Here is a 16,234-nt window from a genome sequence, read left to right as displayed (position 1 = left end):
TCGTGCGAAGGGCGACGTGTTCGATCGATATCGGGCACGTCGCCCTTTTTTCATGGCGACGCGACCAACGCGACCGATGCGCCGCACCGGTCGCATCGCACCAACCCGCCTACTGCCCGAGCGCGGTCATCAGCCTGACCTGCGCGAGCATCTCATTGGTGCGCGCCTGCGCGAGCGAATCCTCGGCCGCGAGCAGCGAGCGCTGTACTTCGAGCGTGTCGATGAACGCCGATTCGCCGCTGCGCCACGAACGGTTGATCTGCGCATAGGCATCGCGCGCATTCGACGCCGCGCGTTCGAGGCGCTCGGTCCGGCTGTGATCGCGGGCGGTTGCGGCCAGCGACGTTTCGACGTCGCTGACCGCGCCGAGCACGGTCGAGCGATAGGCGGCGACGGCCTGATCGGCCTGCGCGCGTCGCAACGCGACGATGCTGCGGCGCCGTCCGCCGTCGAACAGCGGCGCGCTCGCGCCGGCGCCGGCCATCCAGGCGAGCGAATGCGCGAGCGTCGCGCCGGAGAAGCCGTCGACGGCCGCGCCGATCACGCCGATCAGCTGCAGGTGCGGCTTGAGATCGGCTTCGGCCACGCCGATGCGCGCATATGCGGCGACGACCCGCGCTTCGGCGGCGCGCACGTCGGGCCGGCGGCGCAGCAGGTCGGCCGGCGTGCCGATGCCCGGCGCCGCTGCCGTCCACACCGGCCCCGGCGCGGGCGGATCGAGTTGCGCATAGACGTCCTGCGGCGTCGTCGCGGTGATGATCGACAAGCGGTGAATCGCGGCCTGCCGCTGCAACTGCAGCGCGGGCAACTCGGCGAGCGTGGTTTCCGCCTGCGCGGCGGCGCGGTCGACGTCGGCGATCGGCACGACGCCCGCGTCGAACAGGCGCCGCGTCGATGCCTCGGTGCCGCGCTGGCTTTCCGCGTTCGCCTCGACCAGCGCGAGCCGCTGCTCGAGCCCGCGCACCGTCACGTAGGTGCGCACCGTTTCGTCGATCGTCGCGATCCGCACGGCCGCCGCGTCGTTCTGCGCGGACGCGATATCGGCGTCGGCGGCCGACACGCCCTGGCGGATGCGCCCGAAGATGTCGATTTCCCATGCGACGCTCGCATTCAGGTCGAACGCATTGCCGGTCGTCGGCGTATCGGTCGGGAACGCCTGCGACGCGGACAGCCGCCGGCGGCCGGCATCCGCATTCAGGTCGAGCGACGGGAACCACTGCGACGCGGCGCCGATCCGTACCGCGCGCGCCGCGTCGATGCGCGCGACCGCCGCCTTCAGGTCGAGGTTGTTGGCGAGTGCGCGATCGACCAGCCGGTCGAGAATCGGATCGTGAAAGCCGTGCCACCACGCGTCGGTCGCGGCGGCAGGGCCGGCGGCGACAAGATCCGCGTTCGCGTAGGTCGCGGCGAGCGGCGGCGGGGCGACGGTGGCGACCGGCGCGCTCGTGCACGCGGTCAGGACGGCCGCCGCGGACAGCGCGGCCACGAGTCGGATGAATTTCATTGCACCACCTCCGCGGCCGCCGCCGCGACGCCGGATTTGCGCGTCGCGAGCCGGCGGACCAGCACATAGAACACAGGCGTGAACAGCAGCCCGAAGAACGTCACGCCGATCATCCCGAAGAACACGGCCGCGCCGACCGCCTGGCGCATTTCCGCGCCGGCGCCTTCGGAGATCACGAGCGGCAGCACGCCGAGAATGAACGCGAGCGACGTCATCACGATCGGGCGCAGCCGCTGCACGCACGCGTCGACCACCGCGTCGACCAGCTCCCGGCCGTCGGCCTCGAGCTGCCGCGCGACCTCGACGATCAGGATCGCGTTCTTCGCGGCGAGCCCGACCAGCACGATGAAGCCGATCTGCGTGAGGATGTTCACGTCCTGGCCGAGCGCGCGCACGCCGAGCGACGCGGCCAGCAGGCACATCGGCACGATCAGCAGGATCGACACTGGCAGGCTCCAGCTGCCGTACTGCGCGGCGAGTACCAGATAGACGAGCAGCACGCACAGCGGGAACACGAGCAGCCCCGTGTTGCCGGCCGTGGTCTGCTGGTACGACAAGTCGGTCCATTCGAACGAGATGCCGGGCGGCAGCACCTGCTTCGCGAGCGTCTCCATCGTCTTGATCGCAAAGCCGGAACCGAGGCCGGGTGCGGTATCGCCGTTGATCTCGGTGGCCGGATACAGGTTGTAGCGCGGTGCGCGATCGACGCCGAGCGTGTCGTCGATGCGCGTGACGCTGCCGATCGGCACCATGTCGCCGTCGCGGTTGCGCACCTTCAGGCGCCCGAGGTCGGAGGCCGTCACGCGGAACGGCAGGTCGGCCTGCGCGGTGACGCGATAGGTGCGCCCGACGATGTTGAAGTCGTTGATGTAGGCCGAGCCGAAATACGTTTCGACCGCATCGTTGATCTCCTGGCTCGGCACGCCGAGCATCTCCGCCTTCTCGCGATCGAGCTCGACGTGCACCTGCGGACTCGTCGCCGAGTAGGGCGTGTAGACGCCGACCATGCCGGGCGTGCGGTTCGCGGCGTCGACGAGATCCTGCGTCGCCTTCGCGAGCGCGGCCGTGCCGAGGCCGTTGCGGTCTTCGAGCCGCATCGCGAAGCCGCCCGTGCTGCCGAGGCCCTGCACCGGCGGCGGCATCGCGACGACGATCGACGCTTCGGTGATGCCGGCGAGGCGCTTGCGCAGCTCGGCCGCGATCGTGTCGATGGTGAGGCCCTGCGCTTTGCGTTCGGGCCAGGGCCTGAACACCGGGAACAGGCCGGCGCTGTTCGCCGAATTCGTGCCGGTGGCCGCGTTGACGCCGGAGAACACCGGCACGCGCGCGACGCCCGGCACCGACAGCGCGATGTCCTCGATCTTGCGCGCGACCGCGCTCGTGCGTTCGAGCGTCGCGCCGTCGGGCGTGCGCACCAGCACGACCAGGTAGCCGCGATCCTGCGCGGGAATGAAGCCCTTCGGGCTCGATACCAGCAGATAGCCGGTCGCGGCGATCAGCACGACGTACAGCACGCTCATCGCGGGGATGATCCGCACGAGCTTCCTGACCAGCGCGCCGTAGGCGTCGGACACGCGCTGGAACACGCGGTTGAATGCATCCGCGAAACGCTGCACCGCGCGCGTGAGCGGCGCGAGCAGCGCGGCCGTGCGCGACGTCGACGCCGGCGCATCGTGCGCGGGGTCGTGCGCCTTCAGCATCATCGCGGACAGCGCGGGCGCGAGCGTGACCGACGTGAAGAACGAGATCGCGGTCGACACGGCGATCGTCACGCCGAACTGGCGGAAGAACTGGCCGGAGATGCCCGGAATGAACGAGGTCGGCACGAACACCGCGCACAGCACCAGCGTGATCGCGAACAGCGCGCCGCCGACTTCCTTCATCGTCAGCAGCGTCGCATCGCGCGGCGCGGCGCCGGCCGCCAGGTGCCGCTCGACGTTCTCGACCACGACGATCGCGTTGTCAACGACGATCCCCACCGCGAGCACGAGGCCGAACAGCGTCAGGTTGTTGATCGAGTAGCCGAGCACGGCCATCGCCGCGAACGTGCCGACCAGCGACACCGGAATCGACAGGATCGGGATGATCGACGGCCGCCAGCCCTGCAGGAACAGCAGCACGACGAACACCACGAGCACGACGGCCTCGTAGATGGTCTTCACGAGTTCGTGGATGCTGTCGCCGATGAACGCGGTCGGGTTGTAGCCGATGTTGTAGACGATGCCCTTCGGAAACGCCTTGCCGAGTTCGGTCATCTTCTTCTCGACCGCGTCCATCGTCGCGACCGCGTTCGCGCCGGGCTGCTGCAGCACCTGCAGCGCGATGGTCGGGTGGCGCAGCATGTAGCTGTCGGTCGCGTACGCGAGCGCGCCGACCTCGATGCGCGCGACGTCCTTCAGCCGCACGAGACGCCCGTCCTGCCCCTGCTTGACGACGATGTCACTGAAATCCTCGGGCCGCTTCAGGCGCCCTTCGAAGATCAGGTTCGGCTGGAACGCCTGGTTCGTGATCGGCGCCTGCGCGACCACGCCGCCCGCGAGCTGGGTGTTCTGCGCGCGCACCGCGGCGATCAGGTCGCGCGGGCTCAGGCCGAACGACGCGACGCGTTCCGGGTCGAGCCAGATGCGCATCGAGTATTCGCGCGCGCCGAGCGGGTTGATGTCGCCGACGCCGTCGATCCGCTTCAGCACGTCGGCGACGTTGCGGATCGCGTAGTTCGACACGTACAGCGGATCGTAGCGCTGGTCGGGCGAGTAGATGAAGATCGTGCCGAGCTGCGTCGGCGACGACTTGCGGACCGACACGCCGCTGCGCTGCACGGGCTCGGGCAGGCGCGGCGTCGCGAGCGCGACGCGGTTCTGCACCAGCACCTGCGCCTTGTCGACGTCGGTGCCGGGCTTGAACGTCGCGGTGATGTTCAGGCTGCCGTCGGAGGTCGCCTGGCTGTACATGTACAGCATGTCCTCGACGCCGTTCACTTCCAGTTCGATCGGCGTCGAGACGGTTTGCGACACGGTTTCCGCGGACGCACCCGGGTAGCTTGCCTGGATCACGACGGTCGGCGGCGCGATGTCCGGATACTCGGACACCGCGAGCGAGAAATAGGCCAGCGCGCCGGCGATGGTCAGTACGATCGACAGGACGATCGCGAGCACCGGCTGCTGGACGGACAGGCGGCCGAGGTTCATTGCGCGCTCCCGGTCGCGGTGCTGGACGCAGCGGTTGCGTTCGCAACTTTTTCTGAATTCGTCGCATTCGCCATCTGCGCCGCATCGATCGCGCGCGGCACCGCGTTGACCTGATCGCCGGCCTGCACGCGCTGGAAGCCGTCGACGATCACGCGGTCGCCGGCCTTCAGGCCCGCATCGATTTGACGCAGGTTGCCGAACAGGCGGCCGGGCGTCACCGGGCGCACCGACACGGTGCCGTTCGCGTCGACGAAATACAGCACGCGGCGCGTCGCGTCGGTCGCGACGGCCGAATCCGGCACGAGCAGCGCCGCGTGCGCGACGCGGCTCGACAGCGACACGCGGCCGAACTGGCCGGGGCTCAGGCGTCCGTCCGGATTCGCGACGCGTGCGCGCTGGCGCAGCGTGCCGGTCGAATCATCGAGGCGGTTGTCGACGAAATCCATCGTGCCCGACAGCGACGGCTTCGCGTCGCCCGGCAGCGCGATCGCCACCTGTCGCGACGACGCGCTGCCGCCGTGTTGCGCGGCTTCGCGCGTGTAGCGCAGGTAGCTTTCCTCGTCGACGTCGAAGTAGATGTCGATCGGGTCCTGCGACACGATCGTCGTCAGCACCGTGGCTTCGCTGTCGCCGCCCTTCACGAGGTTGCCCTCGCTGACGCGCTTGCGGCTGATGCGCCCCGACATCGGCGCGACGATGCGCGTGAACGACAGGTCGAGCCGCGCGCGTTCGAGCGCGCCTTGCGCGCTCGTCACGTCGGCCTGCGCGCTTTGCACGGCCTGGCGGCGCTGGTCGTACAGGCTCTGCGCGATGGTGTCGGTCTTGATCAGGACGCTGGCCCGCTCGAAATCCTGCCGGCTCAGCTTCAGTTGCGACTGCGCGCGCTCGAGCGTGCCTTGCGCGGCCGTCACCGCCGCCTGGTACGGGCGCGGATCGATGACGAACAGCAGGTCGCCTTTCTTCACGGTCGCGCCGTCCTGGAACGCGACGCGTTCGAGATAGCCGCTCACGCGCGGGCGCACGTCGACCGTGTCGACCGCTTCGAAGCGGCCCGTGTAGACGTCGACGTCGTTCACGTTGCGCGCGACGGGCGCGCTGACGATCACGTTCGGCTTCGGGGCCGGCGCGGTGTCGTCCGACCGGCAGCCCGTCAACGCGAGCAATGCGGCGAGCGGAAGGGCGGCCAGCGCGGCCGGTCGCGCGAAGCGCTTCAATCCTGGGTAGCTGTTCATGTTGTTCGGGGTATCGAATGACGCGCACGGCGCCGGATGGTGCGCAGTATCGTGCGTGGCGCGCGATGGATAAACGGACGCGGCGACATAAGAACTTGTACTGCGCAGTCACGAATCGCGCGGTGCGGCGACGATGCGCGCGGCAGGGGCGTGATGCGGGAAGCGGTGCGACGACGCGCGGCCCGAACGCCTGTTCAGGCGATTCGGGCCGGCGATGCGGAGGGGACGGACGAGCGGGGGCGCGTGGCGGGCAAGGTGCTCGCGCGCGCGTCGACGCCGCTCAATGACCGCGATAGATCGCGTCGCGGCCGTTGGTCGTCAGTGCGCGGCCGGATGCGCTGGTGCTGGTGCCTTCGCTGCCGTAGCCGGTCGTGTCGGCTGCCGGTGCGGTGTTCGATGCCGCTTGCGCGCCGGCGTTTTCACGCGCGCGCTTTTCGGCGGCGAGGATCGCGACCGGATACTGGTTGTGGTCCAGTGCCGGCGTATAGCCGACGGCGGCGAGGCGGGCCATTTCGGCCTTCACTTCGGCGCGGGTCAGCGGGTGGTCATGCTGCTGCGCGAACGAAACGGCCGGCGTGGCGATGATCAGTGCGGCAAGCGTGGAAGAAACGAGCGTTTTCATCAGGGGTACCTATCGGGTCGAGTGAATCGCAACCACGTCGTCGTCGTTGCGAGTGCTGCCAATATAGGTATCCCGACGCCGCGGAAAAACGGGCCGCCGGCGAAATCATTTTTGACCTGGAATCACGAATCGGCGGCCGATGCAAACGAACGGGCCCGCGCACGGCGGCCGGCCGGTCACGCGCGTCCCATGATCCGCGTGCCGAGCGAGATGCCGAGCGCGGACAGCGACGCATTGGCCGCGAGCTGAGCAGCCTCCCAGCGCGACAGCGCGGCGTCGAGCGCGTTGGCGGGCACGCCGCCGCGCAGCGCCTCGGCAAGACCGACCGCGTTCTCTGCCGCTTTCGCGACACCGGCGGCCGTATGCGGCCGCACGAGGCAGGCCGCGTCGCCGAGCAGCACGGCCCGGCCGAACGCCATGCGCTCGACCGCGAGATCGAGGATCGCCTGTGCGAACGGCGCCTGTGTCGCGTCGACGAGCGCGGCGAGCGTCGGTGCGAGCATCCGGCGGCCGGCGTTCACGAGTTCGAGCCGGTTGTCGTCGCGCATCGCGCCGGGCGGCAGCGAGCCGTCGCGCTGCATGCCGTCCTGCCCGAGAAACAGCGACGTCAGGCGATCCGGCGCGAGCCGCCGGTACCAGACCCAGTTCACGCGCCGCTTGCCGGGCGCGATCGCGCCGTCGCGGCCGGGCACCAGATAAGTCAGGAACAGGTGGGCGTCGCCTTGCTGGAACGTGAAGCGCTCGCGCAGCAGCTGCAGCACCGTGTCGGGAAGCAGGTGCTCGTCGACGAGCCCGCGCCACGCGACATACCCCGCGTACGCGGGCCGCGCATCGGGCAGCAGCTGCGCGCGCACGGCCGAGCGCCCGCCGTCGGCGCCGACCAGCAGGTCGGCCTGCTCGACGCGGCCGTCCGAGAAGTGCGCGATCACGCGCGCGCCGTCCTGCTCGAACCGGTCGAACGCGACGCCGGCGTGCAGGACGTCGGCGGGCAGCGCGCGCTTCAGCGCCGTATAGATCACGTTCCAGGCGGTCTGCGTCTGTGGCATGTCGAAGCGCTGCACGATACGGTCGTGTTCGTCGACGTAGATCCGGTCGCCCGAATCGACGCCCGCGTCGCGCGGCACAGGCACGCCGCCGAACGCGAACGCGCGCTCGATCGGCGGCTGCAGCACGATGCCGCCGCCGCGGCTGTCGAGATCGTGCGGCGATTGCTCGAACACCTTGACGCGCCAGCCGGCCGCACGCAGCGCGGTTGCCGTGAACAGTCCGCCCACCGATCCGCCGACGACGATCGCCGACGGGCCCGAAACGTCGCTCATGATTGCTTTCTCCCGATGATTCGCCGCACGCGGCGGTTCAACCTTCCCAGTGCTCGAGGAAGTCGAGCAGCAACGCGTTCACGCGCTCCGGCTGCTCCTCCTGCGGCAGGTGCCCGCATTGCGCGATCGGCTCGGCACGCAGGTTGGTCGCCATGCTTTCCCACACGGACTTCATGTCGAACAGCTTGCCGACCGCATAGAAATCCTCGCCCCAGATGGCCATCGTCGGGCAGGCGATCGGGACGTCGGCGTCGACGAGATCCTGCTTCACGTCTTCCGCGTTCGCGCGGTAGTCGGCCAGCGCGCCGCGCACGGCGCCCGGGCGCCGGTACGCACGCACGTACGTGTCGAACGCGTCGCCGGAGATCGCGTGCGGGTTGTAGCACCAGTCGGAGAAAAAGTGGCTCAGCCACTCGGCTTCCTTGCCGGCGATCAGCGCCTCGGGCAGGTCGGGCACCTGGTGGAACAGGAAGAACCAGTACGCGCGCGCGGTTTGCGCGGTCATGTTCTGCGCGACGATGCGCGTCGGCACGTTGTCCATCACGACGAGCCGGTCGACGCGCTCGGGGAAGTCCTTCGAGAAGCGCGTCGCGACACGCGCGCCGCGATCGTGGCCGACGAGCGCGATGCGGCCGATGCCGAGCGCATCGAGCAGCCCGGCTACGTCGCGCGCCATGTTGCGCTTGTCGTAGCCGGCGGCAGGCTTGTCGGTTTCGCCGTAGCCGCGCAGGTCGGGCGCGATCACGCGGTAGCGCCGCGCCAGCGCCGGGATCTGGAAGCGCCACGCGAAGCTGGTTTCCGGGAAGCCGTGCAGCAGCACGACGACCGGCCCGCTGCCGGCATCGATGTAGTGCTGGCGGATGCCGTTCGCGGTGACGGTGTGATGCGTGATCGAAGGCGCGTCGTGGGTCATGGCGTGGTCCCTGTCCGGTTCGGTGTGCGCGCAGCCGGAGGCGGGCGCAGATGCCGTTCGAGGATAGGCGAAGCGATCGGCGCGCCGGATAAATTGTTCTGAAATCGTCTGGCGGCGCGCGCCGCGCCGGATTACGCGCGCCGGCGGCGCCGGCCGCCCGCGCCGGATGCGATCTGCTTCAGCGTAGCGGGCGTGCCGTGGAGAAACGCGTCGACCAGCCGCTCGATTTCGGTGTCGAGATCGTCGGGCACCGGCAGGCCATAGACCCACTTGCGAACGCCGAAATAGAAGATGCTCGCGTGCAGGCTCCAGACCAGTTCGATTTCCGCGTTGCGCTGTGCCTCGGTCGCCGGCGTCGCGATGTCGTACTCGTGCCGCAGCTCGCGCAGCACCGGCAGGAACACGCGTTCGCGCAGCCGCGACAGGTAGCGCGTGTTGAAACCCTCGCGGCTGAGCCCCGCGAAGATGAAGGTGCGGATCCATTCGCGCCGCAGGATGGTTTGCGCGTACGCGCGATAGAACGCGACGAGCCGTTCCTGCAGCGGGACCGTGCGATCCGCGATCAGTTTTTCCCAGTCGGGACTCCACGTGTAGATCTCGTCGTACACGCGGTCGATCAGCGCCTCCTTGCTCGGGAAGTACCGGTACAAGAGCGGCTGGGTGACGCCGATCTGCCGCGCGAGCTCGCGCGTGCTGCCGGAAAAGCCGTGCGTCGCGAAATGCTCGATCGCCTTCTCGACGATCTGCCGCTCGCGCGCTTCCGGCGCGAGCCGGCGGCCCGGCGTGACGGCGTTGCCGTCGGCGTCCGTCCCGCGCTCGCGGGCCGGCGTGCTGCGTTTTCTTTCGGTCATGCATCGGCTCCTGATGGCGCGCTTAAGCTATCGATCGAAAAATAGCACGTTCGGGGGCGCGAATCCGGTTTGCGGCGCGGCTTTCGACGCGACGCGCGCGGTGGTCCGCGCCGCGCCGCGCCGGCCATCCCGTCGGGTGCGCGAGCGGGATTTTCAGAAAAATTCAGCGGCGCCGCCATGACATTAAGACGTGCGTTGACTAGTCTTGCTGTCGAACCGCCGCATGGGCCGGACGCCAGTCGGCGCACCGGGCCGTGCGGCGCAACCGGAGCGGAACATGCGTGATCAGATCTCGCCGGACGCAGGCAGTACGTGCGCCGGCGCAACCGTCGCCATCCAGGAGGCCGGGGCATGCCGACGCAGCCGGTAACCGCGGCCGCGGCGCCCGACCACGTGCGCGGCGAGGACGTGTTTCTCGCGTCGATCGCCGGCTACGTCGACACGCTCGGCTTCGTCGCGCTGTTCGGCCTGTTCACCGCGCACGTCACCGGCAACTTCATCCTGATCGGCTCGGGGCTCGCCGGCGTCGGGCAAGGGCTCGTGATCAAGTGGCTCGCATTCCCGGCCTTCATCGCCGGCATCGTCGGCGCGCGCGTGCTCGACCATCGGATGCGATCGCTCGGCCACGGCCCGCGCGCGCGTTCGCTGTATGCACTGCAGGCCGTGCTGCTGGCCGGGTTCATGCTGGCCGGCGTGATGGCGTCGCCGATCGCCGACGCCGACGCGCCGCGCACGATCCTGTGCGGCCTGCTCGGCGCCGCGGCGATGGGCGTCCAGAACGCGCACGGCCGGCTGACGGCGCGCTCGGTCGTCGCCAACACGGTGATGACGGGCAACGTCACGCAGGCGGTGATCGATGCGTTCGACTGGCTCGTGCCGCTCGCCGCGCCGGCCGAACGCGAAGCCGCGCGCGTGCGGCTGCGGCGCACGCTGCCGCCGGTCGCGGGCTTCGCGCTCGGGGCCGGCGCGGGGGCCGCCGCCTATGTGTCCGCCGCCTTCTGGGCGCTGGCGTTGCCGCTCGCGGCCTTGTGCTTCCTGGCCTATCGATCCGGCCGGCCCGACGACGGGCCGGCGTCACGCTGAATCCGCGCGCGGCGTACGGCCGCGCTTGTCATTTTCAAGGAGATTTCGATGATTGCACTGAAGTTGCGACAGGTATTGCGGACGATGGCCGCATCGACGGCCATGTTCGGCGCATTGCTGGCGAGCGCGCCGGCCCATGCGGACGAGACGCGCCTGCTCGATACCTCGTCAGGGAAGGTGCCGGCCGTCGCGGTCGGCCCGCAATACGACACGACGCACGTGTGCGTCGCGCCGGAAGACTTCGATCGCTTCACCGACAGCTTCGTCGCGACGTTCGGCGGCAAGAAGTCGCAGCAGGGCGTGTTCCAGGTCACGCCGACGCCGAGCCAGACGATGTCGCAGCTCGTGCTGACGCCGGTCGGCACGATCTCGGTGTTCGGCTTCAAGACGCCGATCCCGTATCCGTTCTGCGAGGAGCGCACCGGCTATCTCGTCACCGACATGGACGTCGCGATGAAATCGGCGCGCGCGCACGGCGCGGACGTGGTCGTCGACACGTTCCCCGATCCGATCGGCCGCGACGCGATCATCCGCTGGCCGGGCGGCGTGAACATGCAGCTGTACTGGCACACCCAGGCGCCGCACTACGACCCGCTGCAGACGGTGCCGGAAAACCGCGTGTACGTGTCGCCGGAAAGCGCGAGCAAGCTGGTGCACGACTTCGTCGCGTTCTCGCGCGGCAAGGTCGTGTCCGACGTGCGCAAGGCACCGGGCATCGAGATCGGCCGGCCGAACGACACGTATCGCCGCATCCGCATCGAGTCGGGCTTCGGCAAGATGACGGTGCTGGCGACCGACGGCCGTCTGCCTTATCCGTTCGGGCGCGAAATGACGGGCTACGAAGTGCCGGACCTCGCCGCCACGCTGGAGAAGGCCAAGGCCGCTGGCGTGACCGTGCTGGTGCCGCCCTTCACGTCGGACGGGCGCGATGCGGCGCTCGTGCAGTTCCCGGGCGGCTACGTCGCCGAGATCCACGCGCGGTCGAAGTAATGGCGCATCGGGCGATGAGGCGGGCGTGGCGGTGCGTGCTGCCGGCCGCCGTGCTGGCGGGCGGCGTCGCGACGTACGCCGGGACGGCGGACGCTGCCGAGGACACCGCGGCGCCGGCCTCGGCCGCCGGCACGACGTGCACCGCGAAGCGGCCCGCGGTGCTGTTCAACCGCTGGCAGGAAGACTGGTCGGTGCTCGCGAATCCGTGCGTGCCGCGCAAGCCGCTCGACGGGCTGAAGTACATCCCGCTCGGCGGCGACCCGTCGACCTACCTGTCGCTCGGCGCGAACCTGCGCGAGCGTTTCGAGCTGAACAACGCGCCGCTGTTCGGGCTCGGCGCCGCGCACGACGACAACTACGTGATCCAGCGCGCGACGGTGCACGCGGACCTGCGCTATGCCGGGCATTTCCAGGCGTTCGTGCAGTTCGTCGATGCGCGGCCGTTCGGCAAGGACACGGTCGGCACGGTGGACAAGGATCAGCTCGACATCGAGCAGGCGTTCGTCGCGTATGTCGATCAGCTGGGCGGCGGCACGTTCAAGGCGCGTGTCGGCCGGCAGGAGATGGCGTACGACCTGCAGCGGTTCGTGTCGGTGCGGGACGGCCCGAACGTGCGTCAGGCATTCGACGCGCTGTGGGCGGATTACGAAATCGGCAACTGGCGGCTGATCGGCTATGTGACGCGTCCGGTGCAATATCGCAACGACGCGGTGTTCGACGACGTGTCGAATCGGCACCTGCGCTTCGACGGCGTGCGGATCGAGCACAACGGCGTGGGACCCGGCGAATTGTCCGCCTACTGGTCACGCTATACGCGCGACAACGCGCGCTATCTCGCCGGCGCCGGCACCGAGCGGCGCGACGTGTTCGACATGCGCTACGCGGGCAAGTCTGCCGGGTTCGACTGGGACGCCGAAGCGATGCTGCAGACCGGCCACATCGGCCAGGACACGATCGGCGCATGGGCGTTCGGCGCGCTCGGCGGCTACACGTTCGCGAAAGCGCCGGGCACGCCGCGCATCGGCATCCAGGTCGACGGCGCGTCGGGCGACAAGCATCCCGGCGACGGGCGCATGGGCACGTTCAATCCGCTGTTCCCGAACGGCTATTACTTCACGCTCGCCGGCTACACCGGCTACAGCAACCTGATCCATGTGAAGCCGTCGCTGACGTTCAAGCCGGCCAGCAACGTGACGGTGCTGACCGCGGTCGGTTTCCAGTGGCGCCAGACGACCGCCGACGCGATCTACGGGCAGGGGATGCAGGCGGTGCCCGGCACGGCCGGCAAGGGCGGCGCGCGCACGGGCATGTATGCGCAGGCGCGCGTCGACTGGCTCGTCAATGCGAACGTGGCGCTGGCGGTCGAGGCCGTGCATTTCCAGGTCGCCGATTCGATTCGCGCGCTCGGCGCGCGCAATGCCGACTACGTCGGCATGGAGGCGAAGTTCGGCTGGTAACGCGGCAATCCGCACCGCGTCGCGCGGCTCACGGCTGCGCGCGTGCCAGCGCCTCGACGAAATCGATGAACGCGGTGACGCGCTTCGAGCCGCGCTGATTCGGCAGGTACAGCGCGGTCACGACCGAGCGCGCCGCATCGGGCGTGACGTCGTACGCTTCGAACAGCCTGCGCAGGCGGCCCGACTGGACATCGGCATCGACGAGCCAGTCGGGCAGCAGCGCGATGCCGGCGCCGTCGAGCACGGCCTCGCGCAACACTTCACTGTGATTCGATTTCAGGCGCCCGGCGACCAGCACCCGCGTCGTGCCGCGCGCATCGGCGAACGACCACGCCTGCTGGTCGCCGCCGAAGTGAAAGCGCACGCACGCGTGATCGACCAGTTCGCCCGGCGTTGCCGGCGTGCCGTGCGCGTCGAGATAGTCGTGGCTCGCGACGACATAGCGCTGGAACGTCGCGAGCTGCCGTGCGACGACCTCCGCGGAAGGCGCCGCTTCGCCGAGCCGGATCGCGACGTCGATCCGGCCGGCGACAAGATCGACGCGTTCGTCGGTGAGCTGCAGGTCGAGGTCGAGTTTCGGATGGCGCGCGAGGAAGGCCGCGACATGCGGCGCGATGCGTCGCACGCCGTACGCGACCGGCACCGACACGCGTAGCGGCCCGGACGGCTCGTCGCCGCGATCGGCGACGAGCGCGTCCGCTTCCGCGAGCTCCTCGAGCAGCCGCTTCGCGCGCGCGTAGTACATGGAGCCGGCATCGGACAGCGTTACCTGGCGCGTCGTGCGGTTCAGCAGCGCGGTGCCGAGCGATGCCTCGAGCGCATCCACCGCGCGCACGACCGACGACGCCGCGAGGTCGAGACGCCGTCCCGCGCTCGAGAAGCCGCCGGCTTCCGCCACTTCCACGAACGCGCGCAGCGCGGAGAATTTGTCCATGTCGTTGCCTCGTACGTCGGTGTCGTTGTGCGTGCCGCAACGATGCGTTGCGTGCCGTTCGCATTCTATCGTCGGTCGGCAAGCGCTATCTTCGGACTGCAATCAACAGGAGAGCGCAATGCATGCCGTCGAAGTCACTGTCACCTACGATCTCATCTGCCCGTGGTGCTGGATCGCCGAGCGCAGGCTCGCGGAGGCGATCGACGAAGCCGGGCCGGCCGGCTACGTGAGCGTCCGGTTCGTGCCGTTCGAACTGAATCCGACGATGCCGGCCGGCGGCATGGACCGCAAGGCGTACCGCAGCGCGAAGTTCGGCAGCTGGGCGCGCTCGCAGGCGCTCGACGCGCACGTGGCCGAGGCCGGCCGCGCGGCGGGCCTCGTGTTCGATCACGCGCGCATCGCGCGCACGCCGAATACCCGGCTCGCGCACCGGCTCGTATGGTTCGCGCAGCAACGCGGCAGCGCGGTCGCGCTCGTCGATGCGCTGTTCGCCGCGTATTTCCGCGACGGCCGCGATATCGGCGACGCGGACGTGCTCGTCGAGATCGCGGCCGGCGCCGGCTTGCCGGGCGATACGGTGCGGGCGTTCCTCGCATCCGGCGAAGGGCTCGACGCGGTGATCGCGCTCGAGGCCGACGCGGTGCGCGCAGGCATCGCGTCGGTGCCGTCGACGCGCATCGGATCCACCGTCGTCAGCGGCGCGCAGCCGACCGCCGTGTTTCGCGGCGCGTTGCTGGCCGCGCAGCGCGCGCATGACGCGGTAGCCTGAAGCGGTGCCTTGAAGCGGTGCCCTGAAGCCCGGCCGGTGCCGTTCCGGCCCGGCTTCAGAACGTTTCATGTCCGCCTCAGGACAAGGGCGCGAGCGGCCGGTAGGCTCGATGTCGCGCGTACAGGCCCGGCCGACCGTCGGATCGGCAAGCGTCGCGCGACGTCGACACGCAACCGGGGGATCGGACATGAACTCACTGAAGCGGCGCATGCGCGCGCTGCGCGCGGGCAGCGTGCCGGTCAACTACGACGCGACGCCGCTGCGCTGACCGGATGACGTGCGCGACGGTGTCAGCGCGTCATGCCGCGCCGCCATGCGCCGGGCGGATGGCCGACGATGCGCGCGAAGATGCGGTTCAGGTGGCTCTGGTCGGCGAAACCGCAGACGGCCGCGATTTCCGCGAGCGTCATGTCGGTCGTCTCGATCAGATGGCGGGCCCGGATCACGCGCTGCTCGAGCAGCCACTGATGCGGCGTGCGCCCCGTCGTGCGCGAGAACGCGCGGATGAAATAGCCGCGCGACAGATCGCATTCGCTCGCGACTTCCTCGATCGATACGCCGAGGTTCGCCTTTTCCAGCAGCAGTTCCTTCGCGAGCGCCGTCTTGGCCGGCGACAGCAGGCCCTTGCGCTGCAGGTCGCGCGCCTGCGCATTGCCGTAGCGGCTGGCGAGATGCGCGCCGATCGCGACCCCCATCTGCTCGACGAACAGCGTGTTCAGCGCGCCCGGCACGTCGAGGCTGTCGGCGACCGCATGCGCGAGATGGCCGAGCACCGGGTCCTGCACGTCGGGCGCGCAGGTCAGGCCGCCGATCGCCGTGCCGTCGTGTTCGCGGCCGAGGCGGTCGAGATAGCTGTGCGACAGCTCGATCAGCACGAAATCGAACTTGCCGTACAGGTCGGCGCGGAAATTCTGGGAAAAGTCGCGAATGTAGATCGAGTCGTGCTGGAACCGCCGCTCGGATTTGCCGGCGCCGCCGTAGATCGTGCGCCGGTGGCCGTCGTTCAGCGACACGCCGATCAGGAAGCCGCGATCGCTGGCGGCCATCTCGATGCGCTCGAAGTGTTCGTCGCGCATGCATTTGCGGTGGAGCGTCAGGCCGCCGACCGACCGGTCGATATCCTTGGACAACAGGCTCGACACGCATCCGAGCGTATCTTTCGGCACCGCCGCGGGCACTGCGGCGAAAGGATCTGACATGACGGAACGTCCTTCAATGGGGTACGGCATACGAGCAGTTTTACGTGCAAGTTTATACGGCACACACATCCGGCTAAGCATAACTTGAATAAATGTCCGCTTGCTGACGAAAAAATCGCCGTCCGGCCGAGCGCCGGCGCCGACGCTCGACCCGCTGGCGGAAGCGACAGGTC

14 protein-coding genes are annotated in these 16,234 nt (G+C 69.3%); 5 read left to right on the top strand and 9 right to left on the bottom strand.

What is annotated here, in order from left to right; translation table 11 throughout:
* Positions 1–109: 109 nt before the first annotated feature.
* From NQV17_RS18310 to NQV17_RS18280, 7 genes are all read right to left on the bottom strand, one after another.
* Positions 110–1,504 carry an efflux transporter outer membrane subunit gene (locus NQV17_RS18310; RefSeq protein ID WP_257773332.1) on the bottom strand — a complete coding sequence of 465 codons (1,395 nt, stop codon included), beginning with the start codon at positions 1,502–1,504 and terminating at the stop codon, positions 110–112.
* Positions 1,501–4,692 carry an efflux RND transporter permease subunit gene (locus tag NQV17_RS18305; RefSeq protein ID WP_257773331.1) on the bottom strand — a complete coding sequence of 1,064 codons (3,192 nt, stop codon included), beginning with the start codon at positions 4,690–4,692 and terminating at the stop codon, positions 1,501–1,503. The genes NQV17_RS18310 and NQV17_RS18305 overlap by 4 nt, the downstream gene beginning before the upstream one ends.
* Entirely contained in the window at positions 4,689–5,924 is a 1,236-nt protein-coding gene (locus tag NQV17_RS18300) for an efflux RND transporter periplasmic adaptor subunit (RefSeq protein WP_257773330.1), read from the bottom strand. Before NQV17_RS18300 ends, NQV17_RS18305 begins: the two co-directional genes overlap by 4 nt.
* Before the next feature lie 280 nt (positions 5,925–6,204).
* Complete coding sequence (locus NQV17_RS18295; RefSeq protein WP_257773329.1) at positions 6,205–6,546, bottom strand: DUF4148 domain-containing protein; 342 nt, start codon at positions 6,544–6,546, stop codon at positions 6,205–6,207.
* 176 nt (positions 6,547–6,722) lie between these two features.
* A complete protein-coding gene (locus NQV17_RS18290) occupies positions 6,723–7,865 on the bottom strand; it encodes an FAD binding domain-containing protein (protein ID WP_257773328.1) in 1,143 nt (380 codons plus the stop codon).
* A gap of 37 nt (positions 7,866–7,902) precedes the next feature.
* Entirely contained in the window at positions 7,903–8,778 is an 876-nt protein-coding gene (locus tag NQV17_RS18285) for an alpha/beta fold hydrolase (RefSeq protein ID WP_257773327.1), read from the bottom strand.
* 131 nt (positions 8,779–8,909) lie between these two features.
* Positions 8,910–9,629 carry a TetR/AcrR family transcriptional regulator gene (locus NQV17_RS18280; RefSeq protein WP_257773326.1) on the bottom strand — a complete coding sequence of 240 codons (720 nt, stop codon included), beginning with the start codon at positions 9,627–9,629 and terminating at the stop codon, positions 8,910–8,912.
* A gap of 351 nt (positions 9,630–9,980) precedes the next feature.
* Here NQV17_RS18280 and NQV17_RS18275 point away from each other — a divergent pair, with 351 nt between their 5' ends.
* From NQV17_RS18275 to NQV17_RS18265, 3 genes are read left to right on the top strand one after another with little or no spacing between them, the layout of a single operon-like run.
* A complete protein-coding gene (locus NQV17_RS18275; protein WP_044847097.1) occupies positions 9,981–10,712 on the top strand; it encodes a YoaK family protein in 732 nt (243 codons plus the stop codon).
* Positions 10,713–10,760: 48 nt separating this feature from the next.
* Complete coding sequence (locus NQV17_RS18270) at positions 10,761–11,702, top strand: glyoxalase (RefSeq protein ID WP_257773325.1); 942 nt, start codon at positions 10,761–10,763, stop codon at positions 11,700–11,702.
* Positions 11,703–11,716: 14 nt separating this feature from the next.
* Positions 11,717–13,159 (top strand): alginate export family protein, encoded by a 1,443-nt coding sequence (locus NQV17_RS18265; protein WP_257773324.1) that lies wholly within the window; start codon positions 11,717–11,719, stop codon positions 13,157–13,159.
* Positions 13,160–13,187: 28 nt separating this feature from the next.
* On the opposite strand, the gene NQV17_RS18260 is transcribed toward NQV17_RS18265, so the two are convergent.
* Positions 13,188–14,093 (bottom strand): LysR family transcriptional regulator, encoded by a 906-nt coding sequence (locus NQV17_RS18260; protein WP_257773323.1) that lies wholly within the window; start codon positions 14,091–14,093, stop codon positions 13,188–13,190.
* A gap of 118 nt (positions 14,094–14,211) precedes the next feature.
* Between NQV17_RS18260 and NQV17_RS18255 the strand changes: the two genes are divergently transcribed.
* Together NQV17_RS18255 and NQV17_RS18250 are read left to right on the top strand one after the other, a co-directional pair.
* Positions 14,212–14,862 (top strand): DsbA family oxidoreductase, encoded by a 651-nt coding sequence (locus NQV17_RS18255; protein WP_257773322.1) that lies wholly within the window; start codon positions 14,212–14,214, stop codon positions 14,860–14,862.
* Between the two features lie 67 nt (positions 14,863–14,929).
* The gene (locus tag NQV17_RS18250) at positions 14,930–15,130 is read left to right on the top strand and encodes a hypothetical protein (RefSeq protein WP_257773321.1); all 201 of its coding nucleotides are present in this window, start codon (positions 14,930–14,932) and stop codon (positions 15,128–15,130) included.
* Positions 15,131–15,152: 22 nt separating this feature from the next.
* On the opposite strand, the gene NQV17_RS18245 is transcribed toward NQV17_RS18250, so the two are convergent.
* Positions 15,153–16,061 carry an AraC family transcriptional regulator gene (locus NQV17_RS18245; protein ID WP_257773320.1) on the bottom strand — a complete coding sequence of 303 codons (909 nt, stop codon included), beginning with the start codon at positions 16,059–16,061 and terminating at the stop codon, positions 15,153–15,155.
* Positions 16,062–16,234 lie beyond the last annotated feature (173 nt).

This window comes from Burkholderia sp. SCN-KJ (assembly GCF_024656005.1).
GTDB lineage: Bacteria > Pseudomonadota > Gammaproteobacteria > Burkholderiales > Burkholderiaceae > Burkholderia.
The sequence above is the reverse complement of the archived record's forward strand: the minus strand, read 5'-3'. Positions and strand labels throughout refer to the sequence as shown.